The organism is Herbaspirillum huttiense, from assembly GCF_004367745.1.
Taxonomy (GTDB): domain Bacteria; phylum Pseudomonadota; class Gammaproteobacteria; order Burkholderiales; family Burkholderiaceae_D; genus Herbaspirillum; species Herbaspirillum huttiense.
This window is the reverse complement of record NZ_CP037993.1, coordinates 5,060,426-5,081,537: the sequence shown is the minus strand read 5'-3', so window position 1 is coordinate 5,081,537 and position 21,112 is coordinate 5,060,426. Positions and strand designations below refer to the sequence as shown.

General features: G+C 55.4%; 22 protein-coding genes. 4 read left to right on the top strand and 18 right to left on the bottom strand.

Annotated elements, in window-relative coordinates; genetic code table 11:
* Positions 1 to 15: 15 nt before the first annotated feature.
* The 3 genes from E2K99_RS22725 to E2K99_RS22715 all read right to left on the bottom strand — a co-directional run bounded on the left by E2K99_RS22725 (position 16) and on the right by E2K99_RS22715 (position 2,607).
* A complete protein-coding gene (locus E2K99_RS22725; RefSeq protein ID WP_134223648.1) occupies positions 16 to 975 on the bottom strand; it encodes a chromate resistance protein ChrB domain-containing protein in 960 nt (319 codons plus the stop codon).
* Between the two features lie 508 nt (positions 976 to 1,483).
* Positions 1,484 to 1,861 (bottom strand): hypothetical protein, encoded by a 378-nt coding sequence (locus tag E2K99_RS22720; RefSeq protein ID WP_134223647.1) that lies wholly within the window; start codon positions 1,859 to 1,861, stop codon positions 1,484 to 1,486.
* Between the two features lie 128 nt (positions 1,862 to 1,989).
* The gene (locus E2K99_RS22715) at positions 1,990 to 2,607 is read right to left on the bottom strand and encodes an LbetaH domain-containing protein (RefSeq protein WP_134223646.1); all 618 of its coding nucleotides are present in this window, start codon (positions 2,605 to 2,607) and stop codon (positions 1,990 to 1,992) included.
* Positions 2,608 to 2,770: 163 nt separating this feature from the next.
* On the opposite strand from E2K99_RS22715, the gene E2K99_RS22710 reads away from it, so the two are divergent.
* Positions 2,771 to 3,265: a GNAT family N-acetyltransferase gene (locus tag E2K99_RS22710; protein ID WP_134223645.1), complete on the top strand. Its 495-nt coding sequence runs from the start codon at positions 2,771 to 2,773 to the stop codon at positions 3,263 to 3,265.
* 63 nt (positions 3,266 to 3,328) lie between these two features.
* Here E2K99_RS22710 and E2K99_RS22705 read toward each other — a convergent pair whose 3' ends face one another.
* A complete protein-coding gene (locus tag E2K99_RS22705) occupies positions 3,329 to 3,640 on the bottom strand; it encodes a hypothetical protein (RefSeq protein ID WP_134223644.1) in 312 nt (103 codons plus the stop codon).
* Between the two features lie 351 nt (positions 3,641 to 3,991).
* On the opposite strand from E2K99_RS22705, the gene E2K99_RS22700 reads away from it, so the two are divergent.
* A complete protein-coding gene (locus E2K99_RS22700) occupies positions 3,992 to 5,308 on the top strand; it encodes an aspartate carbamoyltransferase (RefSeq protein ID WP_134223643.1) in 1,317 nt (438 codons plus the stop codon).
* Positions 5,309 to 6,481: 1,173 nt separating this feature from the next.
* Positions 6,482 to 6,736, top strand: a complete 255-nt coding sequence (locus tag E2K99_RS22690; RefSeq protein ID WP_134223642.1) for a type II toxin-antitoxin system Phd/YefM family antitoxin — start codon at positions 6,482 to 6,484, stop codon at positions 6,734 to 6,736.
* Between the two features lie 52 nt (positions 6,737 to 6,788).
* Here E2K99_RS22690 and E2K99_RS22685 read toward each other — a convergent pair whose 3' ends face one another.
* From E2K99_RS22685 to E2K99_RS22675, 3 genes are all read right to left on the bottom strand, one after another.
* The gene (locus tag E2K99_RS22685; RefSeq protein WP_134223641.1) at positions 6,789 to 7,133 is read right to left on the bottom strand and encodes a hypothetical protein; all 345 of its coding nucleotides are present in this window, start codon (positions 7,131 to 7,133) and stop codon (positions 6,789 to 6,791) included.
* A 94-nt stretch (positions 7,134 to 7,227) separates the two neighbouring features.
* Positions 7,228 to 7,707: a hypothetical protein gene (locus tag E2K99_RS22680; RefSeq protein WP_134223640.1), complete on the bottom strand. Its 480-nt coding sequence runs from the start codon at positions 7,705 to 7,707 to the stop codon at positions 7,228 to 7,230.
* Between the two features lie 527 nt (positions 7,708 to 8,234).
* Positions 8,235 to 9,161, bottom strand: a complete 927-nt coding sequence (locus E2K99_RS22675) for a glycosyltransferase family 2 protein (RefSeq protein WP_134223639.1) — start codon at positions 9,159 to 9,161, stop codon at positions 8,235 to 8,237.
* A gap of 254 nt (positions 9,162 to 9,415) precedes the next feature.
* On the opposite strand from E2K99_RS22675, the gene E2K99_RS22670 reads away from it, so the two are divergent.
* On the top strand, positions 9,416 to 10,882 hold the full coding sequence (locus E2K99_RS22670; protein WP_134223638.1) for a sugar nucleotide-binding protein: 1,467 nt from the start codon (positions 9,416 to 9,418) through the stop codon (positions 10,880 to 10,882).
* A gap of 16 nt (positions 10,883 to 10,898) precedes the next feature.
* Here E2K99_RS22670 and E2K99_RS22665 read toward each other — a convergent pair whose 3' ends face one another.
* The 11 genes from E2K99_RS22665 to E2K99_RS22615 form a co-directional block, all read right to left on the bottom strand.
* A complete protein-coding gene (locus E2K99_RS22665) occupies positions 10,899 to 12,371 on the bottom strand; it encodes a PfkB family carbohydrate kinase (RefSeq protein ID WP_240733797.1) in 1,473 nt (490 codons plus the stop codon).
* A gap of 241 nt (positions 12,372 to 12,612) precedes the next feature.
* Positions 12,613 to 13,419 carry a nucleotidyltransferase family protein gene (locus E2K99_RS22660; protein WP_240733796.1) on the bottom strand — a complete coding sequence of 269 codons (807 nt, stop codon included), beginning with the start codon at positions 13,417 to 13,419 and terminating at the stop codon, positions 12,613 to 12,615.
* A complete protein-coding gene (locus E2K99_RS22655; RefSeq protein ID WP_134223636.1) occupies positions 13,416 to 14,105 on the bottom strand; it encodes a class I SAM-dependent methyltransferase in 690 nt (229 codons plus the stop codon). Before E2K99_RS22655 ends, E2K99_RS22660 begins: the two co-directional genes overlap by 4 nt.
* Before the next feature lie 38 nt (positions 14,106 to 14,143).
* Entirely contained in the window at positions 14,144 to 14,926 is a 783-nt protein-coding gene (locus E2K99_RS22650) for a phytanoyl-CoA dioxygenase family protein (protein WP_134223635.1), read from the bottom strand.
* A 17-nt stretch (positions 14,927 to 14,943) separates the two neighbouring features.
* Entirely contained in the window at positions 14,944 to 15,999 is a 1,056-nt protein-coding gene (locus E2K99_RS22645; RefSeq protein WP_134223634.1) for a zinc-binding dehydrogenase, read from the bottom strand.
* Between the two features lie 5 nt (positions 16,000 to 16,004).
* On the bottom strand, positions 16,005 to 16,673 hold the full coding sequence (locus E2K99_RS22640) for a class I SAM-dependent methyltransferase (RefSeq protein WP_134223633.1): 669 nt from the start codon (positions 16,671 to 16,673) through the stop codon (positions 16,005 to 16,007).
* Between the two features lie 3 nt (positions 16,674 to 16,676).
* Entirely contained in the window at positions 16,677 to 17,708 is a 1,032-nt protein-coding gene (locus E2K99_RS22635) for an aminoglycoside phosphotransferase family protein (protein ID WP_240733795.1), read from the bottom strand.
* A complete protein-coding gene (locus E2K99_RS22630; protein WP_134223632.1) occupies positions 17,669 to 18,274 on the bottom strand; it encodes a haloacid dehalogenase-like hydrolase in 606 nt (201 codons plus the stop codon). Before E2K99_RS22630 ends, E2K99_RS22635 begins: the two co-directional genes overlap by 40 nt.
* A gap of 1 nt (position 18,275) precedes the next feature.
* Positions 18,276 to 19,208: a transketolase family protein gene (locus tag E2K99_RS22625; RefSeq protein ID WP_134223631.1), complete on the bottom strand. Its 933-nt coding sequence runs from the start codon at positions 19,206 to 19,208 to the stop codon at positions 18,276 to 18,278.
* Positions 19,205 to 20,032, bottom strand: coding sequence for a transketolase (locus tag E2K99_RS22620; RefSeq protein WP_134223630.1), 828 nt, complete (start codon positions 20,030 to 20,032; stop codon positions 19,205 to 19,207). The genes E2K99_RS22625 and E2K99_RS22620 overlap by 4 nt, the downstream gene beginning before the upstream one ends.
* 85 nt (positions 20,033 to 20,117) lie before the next feature.
* A complete protein-coding gene (locus E2K99_RS22615) occupies positions 20,118 to 21,110 on the bottom strand; it encodes a GDP-mannose 4,6-dehydratase (RefSeq protein WP_134223629.1) in 993 nt (330 codons plus the stop codon).
* Between the last annotated feature and the right edge of the window lie 2 nt (positions 21,111 to 21,112).

Genomic DNA, 21,112 nt, shown 5'->3' with positions numbered 1-21,112 from the left:
ATTGGAGGAATTGATTTAGGGAGCTTCCTTGCTGTAGTGAGCGTAGAGGGAATCCAAAATAGTCCCCACTTCCAGCAGAAAAGCATCATCGTCGGCCAGGCGAGTACGCGCACCGGTGAGGATCGCTTCGAATCCGGCCGCTTCCAGCGGCGCTTCACCGCCGGCATCCAAGGCATGAACAAGTGAGGAAAGCTTTTCTATTCCTGGGGTAGGTGGCAGCTGGAAGCTGGCGACCAGCACCTCAAACGTCACTTTGTCGCCAACGTGTGTGAAGGTGGCATCGTTGAAGTCGAAACCCAGCGCATCGACCGGGCAATCGCTCGGGCTGTCCAGCCACAAAAATCGGGCCTTGGGATCAATGAAGCGCTGGATAAGCCAGGCGCTGGCCACACGGTCTACCCATAAACGGCGTCGCGTTGCCCAAGTACGTCCTTGATATTCCTGGGCCTGCAGAACCTGAAGATCCCGAGTTTGCGGTTGTGGCTCGCCTGGCGAGAGGATTGCATTGGCTTTCTCTGCGAAATCAGCCCAGGCAGCGCTGGCATCCAGAGAAGCCTCGTTCGGAAAGAAGTCGATCCTTTCGATAGCGTCTCGGTCCTTGGCCAACTTCTTGAGTATCTTGGCGATGTCAGTTGGCGTTTGCGATGCCAGTCCTTTTTTCGCCTCAACGACCAACTCCAAAAACTCCCCATGCTCCTTCGTGCGGTCAAAGCGCGCCCGGAAGGCTTGCTCATCCACTTCATTGCGCGGCTCCACTCTCACTAGCCAGGCCTCGCCTCCCTCGAAGTTGGTCTGTTCAGCCAGCTCTGCCAGTGTTTCGGCGTGACGGGGAAGTTCGGGGAGCAGATACGCACCGTCTCGAAGGGGAGCGCAGCCGAGGGCCTTGAGAGCGCGCCATAGCCGCATGCGGGCGGTAGCGCTAGTAGTGGGAAGGCTGGCGATCAGAAGATGCCAACGGATTGATGAACTATTCATGTAAGTAACTCTACTTTATGTAGAGATATTTACATAGTTGAATTTATAGCTGTTGTTTCTATGCTAACGAAATGCGACTCGACTTTCGGACTACGGTTTTTTGCGTTGGCAGTGAATGTCCGCTTCTGGCCGAAAGCAGACGTGGTAATTTGAATTTATATTCAACGTTTAATGGCCTTTGGTAATCTCGCCCAAAAAATGTACGAATATCTAGATCATGTTTTAGGAACTTACTTCAGTGATGCCGCCGGACTTTCGGACGAAGAGGCAATTTCGACCTTAAAGGAGCATCTTGCCAATAGCCCGGTTTTAAGGCAGGGACTAACCGACGAAATAATCAGGGCGTTTGCCGATAGTACCTTCTCGTGGAAAAATATCCTCATCGCTCACAATTGCGTGTACGTAGCAAGAGAAGAGGATGCATGCCGCTATGCGAGAAAGATCTTTTGGGAAACCATATTCCGAAGTAAATGATGTCGCCGATTGCGGACGCGCCCGCATTTTTCAATCAGGGATTCGGTCGCGACTTAAATTTAGCTATATCAGTTTCACGAATACGTCTGGGGGATAATAAATCCCCTTGGAGTAATGATCGTGCGCGAACTTTTGAAGCATCACCGATAGCGAAAATTTTTGCTGTCATCCCTTCGCTAACAATATTCCATTCGCGGTCATACGAATGAATCTTATCAACAACCAAATCAACGTCCACGCCAGGTTCGAAGATTGTTTTTAGGCAAGTGCCTTCGTCAACGAACTCTGCTTTGTAAGGTACTGCTGTTGAGAATCTATCCAATTCCTTGATATCCGTTATACAGCGGACGACCATCGACCAGTAGCCTTTATGCTCAAACACAGGTTCCGTCTCAACGATTAGCTCGATCATTATTTACCTGGAAGATTTATGGGCGCACATCCAAATGCTTTACTGACCCAATCGTTGGACGACGTGGAACAAAGCTGCGTTCGAGCATCTTTCACTTCAGTCTAGGGTTGCACTTCAAAAATCGGCGCTTACATTTCAACGGCATCATCGTCCAGCAAAGCACCTCGTTCAATGACCGTACTCGGATGAATCAGCATGCCAGGCGCAATAACAGAATTCGCCCCAAGGCGGCTATGGTCGCCGACCAGCGCGCCAAACTTCTGAATACCGGTATTGAACAGAACGCCATCAGCGCGTACAGAGATAGTTTTGTTGACTCGCTCATTGCGGTGATTGCATATGATGCAGCCCGCTTCGAGATTGACATCTCGACCAATAATCGAGTCCCCGATGAAATTGAAATGCGCCAATCTGGATTCTGCAAAAACGAAGGATGACTTGAGCTCACAGCCAGGGCCAATAATGCAGCGTTCATCAATCCAGTTTCCACCACGGATATAAGCATGAGCTGCAACGAAGACGGCTGGGCCGATTATTGCTGGACCTTTCAAGATTGCGCCTTTTTCAACGGTAGCCGTTACATGAACGGCTACTTCGTTCTCAATGTTGAATTGAAACCGGTCAAGATCCTCCATCATCATCCTGACGATAGATTCGCTTTGTCCGGTCAGTTGCCACGGTGGGGAGTCTTTCCAATTGGAAAGAGGGGTATCTTCTATCGCAGAGATAAATTGAGACAAATCCATGATTTACGTGGGTCGATAGACTTTGGCTGATAGGGTTCGACAAGTCTATTTTAGAAAACTTATAAAACAGACTGTTTGCTCACCTTAGATAGTCTGCTTCTGGCCGCTTGCAGACATTACCGATTTTGGCGAACATGCGATTTCTCCGCTCAGAGGAACCAAGATGATACACAGAGAAGTTCGACGAGCCTCCGTCGAGGATGTTGCCGTCCTTACCGAAATCCGGAATGACGCACATCGAAAGAAGGTCAGCTACGGCGACTATGTGTGGGGCAAAGAGGGAGATGGCTTCTCAGAAAGGTGGGTTCTTGATCATATCGCCAAACGCGAGGTCTACCTCGTAGAACAAGCAGAACTTACTGTTGCGACGTTTACACTTGATTTCGGACCAGACCCTCATTGGGAAGGCCATGAGCTGGCAGCAGGCTATGTTCATGGGCTTTGTGTGAGGAATGGGTTTAATGCCCAGGGACTGGGTAGCTTCATGCTGGTTTGGAGCACCAACAAAATCCGTGATTTGAATCTCCGATATATTCGCCTAGATTGCGACCTTAAAAATAGAACATTATGCGGCTATTACGAATCGCTCGGCTTCGTTCAGGCAGGGATAAAGAGAGAAGAAGTCGCTTGGGCGCTCTATGAAAAACTGGTGAATTAGCCAAGAGCCATTAGAAGTATCTAAAAACTGGGCCTGTCGTCTTCTGGCCGATTGCGGCCCCTATTATTGTTTCAACTCTTTAGCGCGCCAAGCGCTGAAGGCAGCATTTATCCCGTCGGCATACTTCGAGGCTACGTTTCTGTTCTTGTATTCTGAGCTACTACCTACGGCGCCAGGTGCCGAGTAACTGATCTTTTCGGCTAGCTTGCTGAGATATTCATGACCATCGTTTGCATAGTCAGCTCCTTCCTGGTCACTCAATTGAACTAAGACGTTGTAACTTACCGCACCGTGCTCGCAGTCTACGTCCAAAAACAATGAGCTTGCATCTGAGAAAAGAAACCAGAAGTGTGGCTCGTTATCAATAACTTCCATAGTCTCCCCCGTTTTTGTAGAAGTCCGCTCCTGAAAGCGGACTGCCATAAATGTGCCGCGAAAAGAAGTGGTCCTCTAGCGATGGCTTTCTCATTGTTTGAACGCGTGAATTTGCCTTAAAACTGAAGGTGAAGGAAGGGTATAGGCTCATTTGCGGATCGGATGCGTTACTGCCGCATGGGATGTCACCCCCCTTGGCTTTCTTTCTAGGGGGTGTCGAAATTGTCGCCGCGTATCCCAGGGGCCTCGTTCTACTCCATTGTTCCGTTTACAAGCTTGTTGAGATATTAATTCAAAAGCGCATTGCGTACATTTGTTGATTTTAATACGCAATGCGCATATTATTAAGTGATGAATATGCCTCAGCAAGTCTTTTTACGCGACGCAATGCGCATTCTCAATATGACTCGGGAGTCCTTTTCCCAGCGCATTGGTTGTACCAAGCGCGCACTGGATACTTGGCTATTGCCCGACGAGTCGAGTGAGTTTCGGGCCATGCCTGAGATGGCAAGGCGTTTTATTTCGGAGATTCTGGCGGCCGGGGATCTCCGCGCCAGGCGTGAAGAGTCTGGGTCTTCAGCATTGCGAGGCAAGGAGGTACCGCCCCGGGGTTTTGGTCGTTTGAGCCATTTGCTGTCGGTGGCACAGTTCAGTCGCGAGTCCAGCGAGCGCTTATTTGCACTTGCCGACATCATGCAACCCATCGCTAGGCGACGCAAAGTCAGCCGTGTGATGGAAGGTGCGGTACTGGCAAATTTGTTCTTCGAAGCCAGCACTCGTACCCGCCTCAGTTTTGCCTCGGCCTTCATGCGCCTGGGCGGCTCCGTCTGTGATACCACCGGATTTACCTATTCCTCGATGGCGAAGGGAGAGTCTATCGGCGACACCAGTCGTACTGTCAGCGGTTACGCCGATGTTCTGGTGGTACGGCATCCCGAGCAGGGCTCGGTGGCGCAGTTCGCCAGCGCCACCCATGTGCCGGTAATTAATGGTGGTGACGGCGCGGGTGAGCATCCAACCCAGGCCTTGATTGACCTGTACACGATTCAGCGCGAGTTCTCACGCCTGGGCAAGCTAATTGACGGCAGCCATATTGTTATCACGGGAGACCTCAAATATGGGCGTACCGCCCATTCGTTGGTTCAGCTGCTGTCTCTATATCGACGTATGCGTTTCACGCTGGTGTCGCCACCATCCCTGGAAATGCCTGAAGAGATCACGCAGCTGATCGCCCTGCGTGGCCATGACGTAGAAATATCGGATTCGCTGGAGCGTGCATTGCAAGGTGCAGACGTGATCTACACCACCCGCATCCAGCGCGAACGCCTGACCGGCGAGACCATTGACGGCTTTCTGTCCATTTTTGAAATCAACAAAAAGGTGGTCAATCAATACTGCAAGAACGACGTTATCGTGATGCATCCTCTGCCGCGCGACAGCAGACCGGGCGCTTATGACCTCAATATCGACCTGGACGGAGATGCACGCTTGGCGATCTTCCGTCAGACCGACAATGGCGTGCCGATTCGCATGGCTATCTTCGCTACCATTCTGGGCGTTGACGGCCTAGTACAGGGCTCGTTGCGGGAGGCGAAATGGGCTGTCCCGGAGACATGGGGGCCAGACGACGTCTTGGATATCGATTCGCTTACAGTTGGGTCGCAATAGAAAGTAGGGTACATTCAGCCAACGCTGGCCATCTAAGCAATGGATACTCAAAGTCCGCTTCTGGCCGGAAACAGCCCTGGCCTCTCTACCGGTCCAAAAATCTGCTTATCTCTGTTCGCTCTCTAAACAGATATCTAGTCCCAGCAAATTCTTCAAAAATTCGCTGGTGCACGCTGAAGGAGCTCGATCCAGTACGCTGCCTGTAGGTTTTAGCCCAATCAAGCAATTCAGAGAATGATTGTTCGCTTGCATTGCCACGTCGGCCTCTTTGTCGAATGTTTGTTATACACTCGACTTCGTCAGGACATAGCCATATCAACGCTGTGGCATTCGCTGCGATCTCGCTTACAAGCCAGCCATAAATACCCTCAATGACCCATTGATCTTGCGACGCCGCTGACTTGACCAAGGCTATTGTTTCGCTTCTCTCTCGGGCTTCGTTGTACCCGGTTCCCAGCCAATGAAGTGAATCAAGGTCAACGTGAGGACTACCGTATTTCTTGGCTAGTCGATCAGCCAGCCAGCTTTTCCCAGCGCCCGAGTTTCCAATTATCAAGGTCCGGAGAAAATCCATGCGCTTGCCTCTTGGGATAAATATTGGTTTGGAATTCATAGATGCGTGCTCGGGGCCGATAGCGGACATCTTAGCTCAAAGAAAAAATGGGGATGGTCGGGTGTGGAACCCGGTATGCACCCCAGCAAATCATGCGAACGTAGTTGATGGGCGTAGGGGCGGGATTTGTCGGTTATCTACCCTTCAGGATCAGCTAAAAAATTGCTGGGAACGTCCGCTTCTGGCCGAAAGCAGGCTCCGCTGGAACATCAAGCCCACGAACACGGCTTTCCGAGACAGGTTCGGTTATATAGATTGTTGATTTTCTAGTGCAACTACCCAATCTTTAGATGGCACAACACTAATAATTGTAAGAGGTAGGCGCCGGCAGAGTTGGGCTGCGACGTGACGCAAATCAACAGCCACCGCGATGGTCGCGTAGTAGGCGGTTTTGAAAGGTGAGCTTTTACAGGGAACCTGGTGTTGCGCCCGCGGCTATCATAGAATCGTAAGCTCCCCGTGTAAGCTCAGCGAAAGTACGCTCCGGCGCACACTGTCTTTCTACGAATGCAGATTGGCGATCTGGTGCATCACAAAAAATGATCTAAAAGGAGTTTGCTATGGCAATTACTTCGTTACCTGCGCAAGAGTTTGCCCAAGATGTGTATAAGGCACTTAGTGCGACCGAAAACGGTCCTGTCTATATTACTGACGACGGCATAGAAACTCATGTCCTACTCAGTTACGCCGACTATAGGCATTTACTCGCGCAGAAGAACAACATTGCCAGTCGTCTCGAGATGCACGGCGGTTGTGACGTCGAGTTCGAGCCGCTTCGCGTCGATATACACATCCGGCCGGCAGACTTCAAGTGACCCCATGTTGTTCGAAGTTGTAAGTCGTGCCGCTAGCTAGTGGATAACGCGCTTATTCGGCGGTGCGGTGAGTTACGGTTTTTCCGTCGAAATGCACCTTAAGAGTAGTATTTCGAGGTCCATGCGTTTTAAACCAGCGAGTTATTGCATCATTAGCGCCGGCTCCCTCCGAGGTTGCAGGTACGTCAAATCCAATCCCAAATTTCGTGATGCCTTGCACATGTACAGATGAAAACAAGAACTGAAAGGCAGCAGTAAAAAGGCCTTGGCTTCGCCATTTTTCGTCTGTATAAGCCCCGATCATACTCAATGTGTCCGGGCCTACGTCGAAAGACAAATATGAAATGACTTCCTCCTCGGTCATTGTGAAGATGACATAGTGTTGGAAATTGTCCATGCATTTGGCATGTTCGACGGCGACTCTCTCGAAATGCAATCGAAGATCGCTAGGCATCCGAGGAGTCTCGGTTGTCACCTCTTGTATAAACAACTCATATGCGGAACTGAATTTTTGCATCTTGTTTGATCAACTCCATCAGTGATTCATCTAATGGAGCTAATAGTAATCCAAGATACTCGGGATAGGTGCGCGCTGCTAGATCCATGGCTGCATCGAATGCTTCCCTCTGTGTTGGTTTGGGGATGTCGACTAGTGCATGCTTTGTAGTGGAGAAGTTTCTGGCGAAGCGGATAAATTCTTCTATCGAAATATCATTACGCTGTCCAAAAGTTTGGGCCAAAAAATAAAAGGCTGGCAGGCGGCGCCGTGCGGCTATCTCTATCGAGGTTGGCTGCTCGTTGTTATCTGCTGGTGTGGTCATCTGAGTGGTCATAAATGGATCCCGTGGTTGAATGTGGAATATTGGATGTTCTTTTGTGATGGGACGTATCAAATCCGTGCCGAAAACGGCAAGCATTTGCATTTTTGGGATAAACGTAGGAAGACTGGGAGCCTTGCCGAGATTGAGCAAGCGGACTGCGGCAGAGTTATGAGTCCACGTTATGAAGGCGGCAAAGTTATGGTTCCGTGACCATAGCCTTGATCGTGAAAATCGGAATGAGGTATGAGGTTGCGCTGTACGGCGCGAGATATAGTGCCTGGTTGGCGGCAGGCATATGCTTCTAGAGAGCGGCAACATTATCGTTCCCACTTCAACTGAGAAGGGAATCATAAGTTTGCCGTTTAGAAGCCATTGCTTTTAAATGGCAAACGATGCTTCCACCTTAACTGAGCCGTGGCGACCACATCACCAATCCCGCCCATACGCCAGAAATCCAACGCAATTATCTAAATTGCAACGTATTCCGCTGGGAAATATTATGCTGATCTTTCAGTTGATGTGCTTTGCGCAATATCAATTGGACCAGATGTCCGTATTGTTCTATCTACGCCCGAGTGCCTTGAGAGAAGCGTTCCAGCCGGGCGGGCAATTTTGATGCCCCAGACAACTTCACGCCCCAACCCACGCGCGGTGTCACCGTGAATCGAACGGCACTTTTACATATTGTTGAGAATGGTGTCCGCCGCCAGGATGATCGGCTTGTAGATTTCCTGAAAATTGCTTGATTGCTTGGCCTGTTCAGTGACGCCGCCGAATTTGGCGTAGAACAGGTTCTTCACAGCTTGGTGGAAATAGGGTTCACGCTTGATCTTCTGTCGCAAGCCGTAATCGCTGAAGTATTTCAGAATCAATATGCCCATTTCGAAGACCGCCCTGCCGGTGTGGACGTAGGTAACGTCCGATGACAGTTGGTTGGCGACCTTGCGGAAGGCCCCCACATACTCATCAAGGAAGTAGATCCCATCGGGATGAGCCAGGGCCATTTCGAGGGCCAGGTTCCAATCCTGTCCACGAAATTCACCCAATCCATCCGCCGCGGCCAGTTTGTTGAGCGAAAGATCGAGAAAGAATTCGTCCGCACCGTGCTTGGGAAGCGAGGCCGTCTTGTAGATCCCCAGGAACACGTAGTGGTCAAATCCCATCATCGCCTCAAAATCGCAACCGGCTTTGAAACGGCGTCCTTGCCAACCTGGATGTTGCAGGTCACTGTATTGGCCGTTTTCCAGGATCTTGTACTTGCCAAATCCCAAATCCGCATTGCGGCGTGCGGTTTCCTCGAACAACCTTGCCATCTGTTCGGGAAAGAAAAGGTCGTCCGTGGCCAGCATGGTCATGTAAGGTGTCTCTATCTGCGGATACATTTCCTGATAGGCTCGCATGACGCCAACGCTGGATGATTTTTCAAAGAAGCGGATGCGTTTATCCCCTGCATGCCGTGCCAGGATTTCGGCAGTATTGTCCGTTGACCCATCATTGAAAATGAACAGCTGAGTAACTGGAGAGGCTGGCGCAAACACGACATTGTTCAGCACGTTGTCCAGATAGATTCCGTGATTCTTGGTAGGGATAAGAAGGGTCAGCATAAAGGGAGATGATTTATCGGTTCAACGAAACAAACTTGTCTATCCGGGATTCAGCTTACATCGTAGAACATAGCGCGCCTTTTATAAATCCTTCGAGCCTGGAGCATGCCTATGGATTTTTCCGACAGCCATTTTACTGCTCCGGGCGAGGGTGATCAGGGCAGATTACGGCTTGTTTCGCTATCCAATTCCTGCCACAGGCCAGCCTGTTGCCCGTTAAAATCCTGAGGAAACCGGTACATCAATCAGGGAACATGAACCAGAGCGATCAACTCAACGCACTCGTTGTCGGCAGCGACAGCCAGATCGGAAGCGTCCTGAAAACCCGCTTGCAACAGTCGGGCGCGAGCGTTATCGGAACCACCCGCAAGCTGACGAACGTGGACCAATCGACGCGGTATCTGGATCTGGAAGACCTGCAGATGGACCAGCTAGGGCAAGGTTTCGACTGTGCAATCATTTGTGCCGCCATGACTAATATCGCGCAATGCGATCAAGATCCCGTAAGAAGCAGGAAAATCAACGTTATCAATACGCTCAGGCTGATTGACTTTTTGGTCGGGCAGGAGTGCTTTGTGGTGTACTTGTCGTCCAATGCCGTGTTCGACGGAAGTCTGCCGTTTCGCACACCTGCCGATATACCCTGTCCCACCACCCTTTACGGTCGGTTCAAGCAGGAAGTGGAGCAGCACATCATCTCCCATTTCCCCCGGCAGGCCTGCGTGTTACGACTGACCAAGGTCATTTCCGACGATATGCCGTTGCTGTCCGAGTGGCGCACAAAAGTTGGAAACGGCGAGAAAATCAGAACCTTTACCAACAAGCTCATCTCACCGATCTCCGTCAGCGAGGTTGCCGAGGCGATCACGCTACTCATGCATCAGCGGGCCGGTGGCATCCATCAGCTTGGCGGGAGGGAAGAACTTTCGTTCACCCAGTTTGCCCGCCAGATCTTCAAGGAAAAGCCCTCGGCGCTCGCGCTGATTTCCGCGGAAACCGATCCCTCCATCCAGCATATACAATACAACTCACTGATGACCCATTTACCCGACTACGCATCGGCCAAGGCCAGCTACAGCTTCGAAGGATCAGATCTGATCGTCGGATCGCTCCTCAGAAACGTCTCGCAAGGGTGTTATATCGATGTCGGCGCGAATCATCCGGTCGTTCAGAACAATACCTACCACTTCTACCGATCCGGCTGGCGTGGTCTTGCGGTCGACGGCAACGATGAGTTCGGCGCGCTCTGGGGACAAATTCGCGCTGACGATATCTTTGTCACCGGGCTGATATCGGATGCGATCAAGGACGTTGAGTTCGCGATCTATCCGGAAAAGACCATCTCCAGCATGGATGCGGCAGCGATCGCACGCTACTCATCACGCTATCGCCCGGAGGACGTCATCGTGGAGAAACGGACCACAACGACCTTGTTCGACCTGAAAAAGACCTACCTGCCGGACGACGAGATTCATCTGCTGTCGGTCGATATCGAAGGCGAAGATCTGAATTGTCTGGTGGGAGCCAGATTGGATCAATGGCAGCCGGGCGTGATCGTGATCGAAACCAAGAACATGTCCCTGTACGACACCACGTCAAACGAGGTGGTACGGTATCTGACTTCCTTGGGTTACAGGCTCATCGCAAAGACGCCTCTGGATGCTTTTTTTGTCTTTCCTCAGAAGCATTATCTGCAGTGGATTCCGGCATCCATCCTGTAAAGCGGCCTTCCTTCATTTATTCGATATCGTGGAGCTCCTGCATCAGGTCGGAGGCCGAGAGCGGAATGTTCCCCACGCGGCTGACCTGGCAGGCTGCGGCAATCGACCCCAGATACATGCTCTGCCAGATGTCAGCCCCGACCGTCATCGCCATCGAGGAGCAGGTCAGTAGACTGTCACCTGCTCCTGCCGTATCCTTGGGCGTAGTATTGAACGCCGGGAGGCGATCGGTCAGCCACTCGAATTCGCCGTCGGATTGAGCATGCGCCAGAATGCCCTCTGCCCCGAGCGTGAGCAAGATATTGGATGACTGCGACCGCTGACGCAGTTTTTCCGACAACATGACAAGGCCGGCACTGTTGTCACGCACGGCAAGCCGCGCTTCGCGTTCGGTAGGAGTGAGGAGGATAGCTCCCTTGAATCTTGAGACGTCGCCGATCTGCGAGGAAGACTGGCTATCAGCGACGAAAGGGATGTTGCGCTTGGTGCAGGCCTCCACGAGCTGGTCCACCACCACCTGGGGCAGGCACCCATAGTTGAAGTCAGAGAATATGACCAGATCACAATTGTTCAGGACGCTCTTGACCTTCTCGACAAAACGCTGACCCAGTTTCAAGTCGATATCATGCTGGCGCAGATGACTGACGCGCAACAAGGTCTTTCCCGCAGCGCGAAAGCGTTGCTTCAGCGTAGTGGGGCGACTGTCGTCTTCAAAAATGGTGGCATTGACCTTGTATTCCTGCAGTTTCTCGCGCGCGAAGTCGGCTGCTGCATCGATTCCAGAAACGGAAAAATAGCTGACCTCGGCCCCCAACCTGCACGCATGCGAAGCGACAATTCCTGCTCCCCCGATGAAGCGTTCCTGCAAGATCGGGGTGACGACCAAGGTGGGATCTTCCTGGGACATCCCGAGTGCATCGCAACTGACGTACTCGTCCACGATCAGATCGCCGATGACAGCAACCCGCAGACCCCGAAACTTGTTCAAGACTGCGCGCAGATCTTTCATCGTGAAGCCATGACGCATCGGAAAGTCCAGCGGCCGAACGATCGAAGACATATTGGGCTCGAGAAACTCGCGCTTGAGCAACTCGATGGATGAAAAACGCATTTCACCTGAGCTGAACATCAACTTGCCGCCATATTCGTCCACAGCAGACTGCTCGATGTTAAAGCGGGATTCGTATTCGCCTCCCTTGACCACGACAGCAGGCTGGAGCAACTTGACGATTTCTTCAGGCGAGGACTCCATGACGAAGGCATAGTCAACGAAGCTGATGGCGGTCACGCCCTCGAAGCGTAACTGAGCCGGGAGGACAGCTCCTACCACATGATCACCAGCCAGGCCGACCACCAGAAAATCACCGCATTCGGAGGCGAATTTCAGCAAGCGCAAGTGGCCAGGATGGACCGTATTGAAGTTGCCGGAGACGAAAACGATCCGCGCATCATCTCCAGCCCGAGCCTTGATCTCCTGAAGTGCGGCCATGTCAGGGTGCGATGAACTATCCAATCTCGTCTCCATTACCGTGTGTTGTTGAGAAGCGTGCGGTGATCCACCAGGAAGGTTGCATTGAATCCGCAAGGCCATCCGGATGCCCCATGCCTGCAGAGAATACCCGCTTGCCCTCGCGGACCATCCGTAAAACAAGCTTGCAAAGGGATTTCAAACACTGAATTTGCTCAACGCAGTCATCGGAGTGCGCTCGGGCATTTCGATGCGACTTCCATCAGCCAGGATCAAGATCGGCCAGAGTACGCGAGACATCCGGCCCAAGGGCATCCAGCAGCTGATGCCAGGCTGCGGCGTTCTCCGGCCTGGCTGAGGGCATGCCAAAGTCTTTCTGAGCCAGCTGCCAGCTGCTGATTGTGCCGATGTCGCGATGATAATCGCTATTCAAGAAGGTAAATATGCGTCCCACGAAATGCGGAATGACCTGCGTACTCAAATCGACCTCTTGCATTCCCAATGATGCGATGAATGACACTACCTCCGGCTCCATCACATAGACGGCGGCATTGGCAAGGTTGCCCGGGGGATGCTCGACCTTTTCATGGAATGCCTGAACCATGCCGCGGCCATCGATCTCGACGATCCCGCAGGAACGCGGCTCCTCCGCCTCGAACAGCATCATGGTCATCGCCGCTCCGTGCGGACGTCGGCGATGCGCTTCAAAGAATGCGCTGCAGTCGAAGCGCGTCAGGTTATCAGCATGCGCAATGAGCAGCGGTTCGTTGCCGAAGAATGATCGATTCGCCAGCACTGTCCCTCCCGTGCCCAGCAGCGCATGTTCGTGGCTCAAATTGACCCGGCCAAACCAGCTGCTGTGCTCAATGTAGCTCTCCACCAGAGGGGCGAGGTAATGCGTATTGATGAGAACATCGGTCACTCCCTGGTCTAGCAGGCTCTGTATCCAATAATCAAGCAGTGGACGTCCATTGATCGGAACCAGGCACTTAGGAAGAAACGAAGTGAGTGGCTGCAACCTAGTTCCAAATCCCGCGGCCAGCAGCAGCGTGCGGGGAGTTGCCGTCACGCGGCGTCCTTTTTGCCGCAACACACTGCGATCAGATAGTGCGCCATGGGATAAAACCCGGTGTGGACTGTTTCATCGTTCATGGAGAACAGAAACACATTGTGGAAATGATTTTGCATCAATGCCTTAAGATCCTTTCCGCTCTTGCAATTGACGTGTCCCGCTTTGCTTTGCGGTGAGGCATATGCCTGCGACTCGAGTGAGGGCATGCCAACGATCATCACCCCCTGTTCGGTCAAGGACTGCATTGCATTCGAGAGGAAAATAACTTCTTTCTCCGGCTCAATGTGTTCCAGGACATCCAGGCTGAAGACTGCATCGAACTGGCCGGGTACCGGGCCGTCCAGCATGTCATGGACGAAGCTCGACATCGGCCATGCCGGGTTCATCCTTGCTTTCACATCTTCGATGAAGAGCGGATCAAAATCGACGGCCGTGACGTGCCTCACTTCTTGCTGCACCAGTCGCGTCCCGAAAGCATCAGCGCAACCTATTTCGAGAACCTGCTGACGGCCGGCCAGCATCTTGGCAACGAATTTGTACCGCGCTAGTGTGAAGAGGGTTCGCTTTGGATCTTCATTCCACGAAGCGTTAGCCATTAGGCCGAACTGGCTCACGCCATGCTTTTCAACAATGTCGAAAATTTCAGCGTATTGAGGTTCCTTGGTTTGAACGGGAGTTTTCATGCATCAGATTCCATTTTGAAAGGTGATCAGAATGGCCTTCAGCGGCGCTCTTGCCGCAAAGGCGGAAACACCATGGTGATTTCGACGCTCACGCGGGTCTGGTCCCCCAGATTGACCGCCCCCCCATGCAGAATGCCTTCGTTGAAGATGAGCATGTTGCCCGGCTCCGTGAGCATCAGCTGCGCACCCAGTGTCGCGGGATCTTCATCGATGATCGGCTTCATGCCACCGGCACCGGGTTCGCCGTGGTAGCGATACTGGCGGCGATGCGAATCGGGCACGATCATGAGCCCGTTGCGCCCTGGCTGTGAATAGATCGGAATCCAGATCTTGACGGTCTCCGCCTGTGCCGCGAAGGCGCGGTCGTCCATGCCCATGACATCGTGAAACCACTTGTCGGCGTGCATGCCGCCGATGTCGCGTGGCGCATTCGGGCGTACCAGTCTCCAGTAGATCTCTTCGCGTCCGGCCTCGTGGGTATCCCCATAGAAGACATCGGAGATGGCAAACTCGCCCATCTCCGCACGGATGGTCTGAAGGAACGGCAGTCCGCGAATCTGCTGGCAGCTGTGCAGCGGCAGGCAGCGATGCTGCTTGGGCCAGAGTGATTCGTGCTTCAGCAGATGGGACAGCTCGTGATAACGGGCGATGCCCACTTCCCTGAATTGCGCCACCAGCTCCGGATGCGCCCTACCGATCACGTCGAGCCACTGCTCGCTGATGGCAGCGCGAAAGACCTCCAGCTCCCCAGGCGTGAGCCGGACATCGCTGGAGTAGCCGGGCGTGTCGAAAATCTTGTCCTTCAGGTTCAGTGCAGTCATGGCGTGCTCGCGCTGGGTCAGTCGTGCATGCGGATCAGGCAACGGCCCGACATGGCACCGCTGCGCATGCGCTGGATGGCCACGTTGATGTCGTCCAGCTTGAAGTGCTCGGTGATGAGCGGCTTGAGCTGGATGAGGCCGGCATCAAGCAGCCTGGTATAGCGGGGAATGTCGACATGCGGCACGGCCTCGCCGCCATGCGACCCGCTGATGGTTTTCTCGAAGTGCAGCGGCAGCGAGTAGATGCTGATGTTGCGGCCGGCACGCGGCACCCCCACCAGAACCACGCGTCCCTGCGCCTTGGTCAGCTCATAGCCCATCTCGATGATGGGCGGCTGCCCGGTATTGTCGATGAAGACATCGATGCCTTGCTTGCCCGTCAGCTCCAGCAGCGCTGTGCGGGCATCGACCTGGCTGGCATTGATCAGATGCGTGGCACCGACCTGTTTGGCCAGCGCCAGCCGGCCTTCGTGCAGATCGACCGCAATGATGGGGTAGGCAGAGCGCAGCGAGGCTGCCTGGATGATGTTCAGGCCGACGCCGCCGGCACCGAAGACCACCACCGATTCCCCCAAACGGATGTCCGCATTGTTCTCGGCCACACCGAAGCCCGTGGTGACCGCACACCCGAACAGTGCCGCAACATCCATGTCGCTGGAGGGATCGATACGCGTGACACGATTCTCCGAAACGATGGCGTATTCGTTGAAGGTTGCAATCAGGCCGGCGTTGAGCGGCTTGCCGCGCCAGGTGTACTTGGGCGGAAGCGATTCGATACCCTGGCTCTTGCGCCAGTGCAATACCACACGATCGCCCGGCTTGACGAAACGCACGCCGGGACCGACTTCCTCCACGATGCCCGAGGCCTCGTGGCCGAGCAGGTGCGGCAGGTACTTGTCCTCGCCCTTGGCACCGTCGATTTCACCGAGCTGCGAGCCGCATACGCCGCTGACGCCGATCTTCACCAGCACTTGTCCGACCTCAAGCTGCGGCGGCAGTTCGACCTCATCGATGATCAGCGGCTGTTGCAGTTCGGCCAGGATGGCCGCACGCATCGTCTTGGGAATGCTCATGGTGTTCACTCGAAATAGATGAGGGAATGGTCGCCGGTATAGCCGGTCTGGCGGAACCACCAGTCCCATTCCTCGGGGGTGCAGAAGGCTTCGCAGGTGACCTGCCAGTACAGCAGGTTAGCCTTTTCGGTTTCGTTGCGATATGACTCTACGCAAACATACTTCTGCTTGCCGACCCGCTCCATCTCCCGCAAGGCCTTGTCCAGATCGTAGTTGTGCAGGTTGTGCAGCGTGGTGATGGAAAAGACGAAATCGAAATATTGGTCAGGGAAGGGCAGGCTGGTGGCATTGCCCAACAGCAGGCGATCGCGGATCTCTTCCTTGGCATGCTCCAGCGCATACGGAGAAATGTCGAGGCCATGGATTTCCAGGCCGGGGACCAGCAGCGACATCTCGTACAGCAGAAATCCCTTCCCGCATCCCACGTCGAGCACTTTGTCGCCCGCCTTCAGGCCATAGTGGTCGATCATCGCCTGCGCCACCGGTGCCCAGCGGCCCGGCATGTAGCGATAGCCGCCGTAGCAGATGCGGCGATCGCCGTCCCAGTAATCAAATCCCCATTGCTTGGCCAGCTCGGCCGCCTTGGGCTTGGGGAATTCAGGGTCGTTCACGCGCGCCAGATAATCGCGCTGGGTGCTTTTGTGAACGGAGCTGAGGAAGTCGATGTAGGCCATGTCTTATACCAGTCTGGATTGGAAAAATTGTCGCGCCTTGTCGAGCTGGGTGCGCTTGCGCTGCTCCACTGAAATCGAGGCATCGGCAAACTGCCGTCGCCGCGCGGCCTCGGGCAGGAATTCGTTGAGCATGATGCAGCACCATTTTGCCTGCATCACCGGCAGCAGCTGCCGGGCGCGCTCGCGCAGCGAGCCGGCCCGCTCGGACCAGGCCAGTGCCTGGCCGGCAAAATCCTCGAAGTCGTCAAAGGGAACCGGGACGGCGGGCTGGCAAAAGAAGTCACCGATCATCTTGGCCGGATCATCCCACCCGGCGTATTCGAAATCGATGAAGCACAACTGACCATCAGGTCGCAACAAGACGTTGTGAAAGCCGAAGTCGGAAGGCGATATGCAACGGTCCGCCTCCAACAGCACTGGCAGACCCTCGGCAAGCAGCCGCGCACGGTGGTGCTGCCAGACTGCCGCCATCTCGCTGATCAATGCCTGCGCTTGTGCGTCCAGCGCATCAGCGGGGACCATGGCCTGCAGGCGCGCGATGCGGCGGTCGACAGTAGTCAGGTGTTGCGTCAGATCGAAACAGGCTTCGGAGGCCGGCGGCAGATCGTGACCGTCGTGCCGCGCCGCATTGAGGACATGCAGAAATTGTGCGGCGGCCATGACATGGTCCGATGTCAGTCGTGCTGCGACGATCTTCTCGCCATGGACGTATTCGTAAAGGCCGACCCGCTGTTGGAGGTCGCAGGCCAGCGCGCGCGGAACGCAGTGCAAGCCGAGCTTGCCGGCGTAGCGCAGGAAACGGTACTCCGCTCCCAGGCGGTCGCGGGTATCGGCAGCATCGCTGAAATAGGCCTTGGCCAGATAGCGGCCACCCGCCGTGTCGACGGCATAGACGCGGTTGTTGCCGCCGCCGTCGAGCGCAGTGAGGCGCAGGTCGCCAGCATCCAGTCCCGACTGCGCCAGCAAGGCCGTGATGGTGGCTTGCAGCCCGGTATTCACCATCGTTCCTCGAAGAAGGCCTGGATCCCCGGCCATCCACTGAGTCGCGTGAATTCCGATGTGGCAGCATGATTGCCCTCGGGATCGAACAGCAGGCGCACCGTCTGCGGCGGGAATCCCGGCATGCGCAGGATCTCGGGCAGATCGTCGATGAAGTAATCGCAGCCGCAGTCGGCGATGCGCGCGATCTTGGCCTCCTTGGTCGGCTCGAAATACACGGCCTGCACGGCGTCCTTCCCGGTGGCTGCGCGCAGCGTGCCGTCAATCCAGCCGGTGGCCGCCGCATGCAGATCGTGTTGCGGACCTATGAAGGGATAGCGGGTCTTGTGGCTGATGATCAGCAGTTCGGCACCCCGCACAGAAGCCTGGCGGATGAAGTCGAACACGCCCGCAAAGGCTTCGGCCTCGCCCATGCGGGCGCCGTAGACATCGCCCTGCAGTTCGGTGAAGACGGCATCCTGGCCTGCTTCGCGCAGGTAGTCGCGCACGGCGAGTTTGGAGACCGGCAAGCTCGCCGGGACCAGTCCCTGCTCGGTCGCCACCTTGTGGAACAGCGAGTCGTAGGTGACGATGGTGTTGTCGAAATCCAGTCCGATGCGCATCTCAGCCTGCCGTCTTCCGGAACGCAGCCTCCACCTTGGCGGCGATGTTGTCGGCGGTCAGTCCGTACTTGGCGCGTGCATACTCCTGCGAGCCGATCTCGTGCATGAAGCTGTCGTCCACGCCGAAGCCAAGCAGACGCCCCTTCATGGGCTCCTGCCGCGCCAGCCATTCTGCAATGGCACCGCCCAGGCCGCCGATGCGGCTGTGTTCTTCCACCACGCCTACCACGGCGTATCCCGCGAACGCCTGCTCCAGGCTGGCTTCATCGAGCGGCTTGATGGTGTGGAAGCTCTCCACGCGCGCCGAGATGCCGCGTGCCTGCAGCAAATCGGCTGCCGCCATCACGGTGGGCAGCAAGGTGCCGGCACCGATCAGGCAGACATCGCTGCCGCTGCGCACATTGATGGCGCGGCCGATCTCGAAGTGCTCGTCCTGCTTGGGAACGATCTGCTCGCCTTTCTTTCCGATGCGGATGTAGACCGGGCCGTCGAGCTTGAGCGCAGCACGCAGGCACTGGCGCAGCTCGACTTCGTCGGCCGGCGCGAGCACCGTCATGTTGGGCAGTACCCGCATGATCGCCAGGTCTTCGCAGGAATGATGGGTCGGCCCCAGTTCGGCATAGGACAGTCCGGAGCCGGTCCCCACGATGATCACCGGGACGTTGTGATAGCAGGCATCCACGCGGATCTGCTCGAAGCAGCGCGTGGTGGTGAACGGCGTGATGGTGTAGATCACCGGCCGCAAGCCGGACAGCGCCATGCCGGCGGCCACGCCCATCATGTTGGCTTCGGCGATGCCGCAGTTGAGGAAGCGCGTGCCGTTGGCGGCCTTGAACTTGTCGAACAGCTTGTTGCCGATGTCGCCCGAGAGCAGCACCACGCGCGGATCACTGCTACCCAGTTTGGTGATCTCGTCTGCAAACGCGTTTCTCATGCCTGTACTCCCAGTTCCTGATAGGCAGCGGCCACTTCGTCGGCATTGGGAATCCGGTAGTGCCAGTTGTTGTCGTCTTCCATGAAGGAGACACCTTTGCCCTTGACGGTGTGTGCCACCACGGCAATGGGTTTTCCTTCGGGTGCGCGCGGGCGTCCCATGATCTCGACCAGGGTCGCCATGTCGTGGCCATCGATTTCCATCGCGTCCCAGCCGAAGGCGCGCCACTTGTCCACCAGCGGATTCAAGGCCAGCACTTCCTCGCTGCGGCCGGTGGCCTGCCACTTGTTGAAGTCGACCAGCACCATCAGGTTGCCGGTACGCTGGGCCGCGGCCATCATGGCGGCTTCCCAGACCGAACCTTCATTGCATTCGCCGTCACCCAGCAGCACCGTGACGTCATAGCGCTGTTGCTGGATGCGACCAGCCAGGGCCATGCCCAGGCCGATCGGCAGACCATGGCCGAGCGAGCCGGTGGCGGCCTCGATACCGGGCAGGTGATCAGGCGTCGGGGGGTGTTCGGCGAAGATGCCGCCGTCCTTGCCATAGTCGTCCAGCATCGAGATCGGGTAGAAGCCGCGCAAGGCCAGCACCTGGAACAGTGCGGCAGCGCCGTGTCCCTTGCTGAGGATGAAGCGGTCCCGCAGCGGGTCGGTCGGCCGCGAAGGATCAATGCGCAGCGTACCGAAATAGGCCGCCGTGAGGATGTCCACGCAGGAAAGGCAGGAGCCCAGGTGCGGTGTCTGGGTGCGGTGCGCATTCTCGATGATGCGGCCACGCAGCTGGCTGGCTGTTTTCTTCAGCGCGGTAATGTCTTGGGCCATAACGATCTATCCAAAAGCAATGCCCGTTCTTTCAAACGGGCAGCAAAACGATGCGGCATTCGCCGAGGCTGCACATCAGTGCGGCTCAGGGCTTGTGGACGTAGTTCCATTCCATGGTCTGCATGGCGTCCAGGTTCTGCCGGACCCAGCTGACGCATTCATCCAGTCCTTCGTCGAGCGAGACTTTCACGTTCCAGTCCAGGCTCTGGCGCAGCTTGCTGCTATCCAACATGTAGGCGGCATCCTTGCCCAGGCGCTCGCCGACGATCTCGACGTTGGCCGCAAAATCCACGTCCAGCTTGGCGCAGATGCGCTCGACCAGTTCGCGCACGCTGACGATCTCGTCGGTGGAGATGTGGTAGGTCTGGCCATTGATACCGCGCGTGGCGATGGCATGGGTGGCGCTCGATACATCGCGCATGTGGATGAAGGAGCGGCGCGAGAGTCCACCGCCATGCAGCTGCAGTTTCTTCCCGGTCAGCACCGAGAGGATGGTGCGCGGAATGATGCGATACAACTGCTGGCCCGGACCGTAGACGTTGGCGGCGCGGGTGAACACTACCGGGAAACCGTAGGCATCGAAGTAGGTCTTCAGGCTCATGTCGGCCGCTGCGCGGGACACCGCATACGGGGTGCTCGGGTTGAACGGCGTGTCTTCCTTGATGAAGCCATCGGTACTGCCATACACCTCGGGTGTGGTGATGTGCACGTACTTGTCCAGGAAGTCGCACTGGCGCAGCACTTCGTGCAGGCGGATGGTCGCCATGACGTTGGTCTCGAACCAGTGTTCCGGATTCTTCCAGCTTTCGGCGACCATGCTTTGCGCGGCGAAGTTGACCACGATGGCGGGCTTCTCGCGCTGAATCAATTCGGTCAACGCGGCCAGGTCCTTGTTGAGGTCATACGGGTAGAACGTGAATGCGGCCTGATGCTCGGACCAGCGATAAGGCAGGAACGCGCGATGCGGTTCCTGTGAACGGCTCACGCCGATGACGTCGTTGCCAGTGCGCAGCAGGTAATCCACGAAGCTGGCACCGGAAAACGAGTTGCTGCCGATGATGAGATATTTTGCCGACATGT

Excerpts from the sequence above, each read along its gene's own strand:
- E2K99_RS22725 (WP_134223648.1), bottom strand. The coding sequence starts at position 975 with ATGAATAGTTCATCAATCCGTTGGCATCTTCTGATCGCCAGCCTTCCC.
- E2K99_RS22720 (WP_134223647.1), bottom strand. The coding sequence starts at position 1,861 with ATGATCGAGCTAATCGTTGAGACGGAACCTGTGTTTGAGCATAAAGGC.
- E2K99_RS22715 (WP_134223646.1), bottom strand. The coding sequence starts at position 2,607 with ATGGATTTGTCTCAATTTATCTCTGCGATAGAAGATACCCCTCTTTCC.
- E2K99_RS22710 (WP_134223645.1), top strand. The coding sequence starts at position 2,771 with ATGATACACAGAGAAGTTCGACGAGCCTCCGTCGAGGATGTTGCCGTC.
- E2K99_RS22705 (WP_134223644.1), bottom strand. The coding sequence starts at position 3,640 with ATGGAAGTTATTGATAACGAGCCACACTTCTGGTTTCTTTTCTCAGAT.
- E2K99_RS22700 (WP_134223643.1), top strand. The coding sequence starts at position 3,992 with ATGAATATGCCTCAGCAAGTCTTTTTACGCGACGCAATGCGCATTCTC.
- E2K99_RS22690 (WP_134223642.1), top strand. The coding sequence starts at position 6,482 with ATGGCAATTACTTCGTTACCTGCGCAAGAGTTTGCCCAAGATGTGTAT.
- E2K99_RS22685 (WP_134223641.1), bottom strand. The coding sequence starts at position 7,133 with ATGGACAATTTCCAACACTATGTCATCTTCACAATGACCGAGGAGGAA.
- E2K99_RS22675 (WP_134223639.1), bottom strand. The coding sequence starts at position 9,161 with ATGCTGACCCTTCTTATCCCTACCAAGAATCACGGAATCTATCTGGAC.
- E2K99_RS22670 (WP_134223638.1), top strand. The coding sequence starts at position 9,416 with ATGAACCAGAGCGATCAACTCAACGCACTCGTTGTCGGCAGCGACAGC.
- E2K99_RS22665 (WP_240733797.1), bottom strand. The coding sequence starts at position 12,371 with ATGGCCGCACTTCAGGAGATCAAGGCTCGGGCTGGAGATGATGCGCGG.
- E2K99_RS22655 (WP_134223636.1), bottom strand. The coding sequence starts at position 14,105 with ATGAAAACTCCCGTTCAAACCAAGGAACCTCAATACGCTGAAATTTTC.
- E2K99_RS22650 (WP_134223635.1), bottom strand. The coding sequence starts at position 14,926 with ATGACTGCACTGAACCTGAAGGACAAGATTTTCGACACGCCCGGCTAC.
- E2K99_RS22645 (WP_134223634.1), bottom strand. The coding sequence starts at position 15,999 with ATGAGCATTCCCAAGACGATGCGTGCGGCCATCCTGGCCGAACTGCAA.
- E2K99_RS22640 (WP_134223633.1), bottom strand. The coding sequence starts at position 16,673 with ATGGCCTACATCGACTTCCTCAGCTCCGTTCACAAAAGCACCCAGCGC.
- E2K99_RS22635 (WP_240733795.1), bottom strand. The coding sequence starts at position 17,708 with ATGGCCGGGGATCCAGGCCTTCTTCGAGGAACGATGGTGAATACCGGG.
- E2K99_RS22630 (WP_134223632.1), bottom strand. The coding sequence starts at position 18,274 with ATGCGCATCGGACTGGATTTCGACAACACCATCGTCACCTACGACTCG.
- E2K99_RS22625 (WP_134223631.1), bottom strand. The coding sequence starts at position 19,208 with ATGAGAAACGCGTTTGCAGACGAGATCACCAAACTGGGTAGCAGTGAT.
- E2K99_RS22620 (WP_134223630.1), bottom strand. The coding sequence starts at position 20,032 with ATGGCCCAAGACATTACCGCGCTGAAGAAAACAGCCAGCCAGCTGCGT.
- E2K99_RS22615 (WP_134223629.1), bottom strand. The coding sequence starts at position 21,110 with ATGTCGGCAAAATATCTCATCATCGGCAGCAACTCGTTTTCCGGTGCC.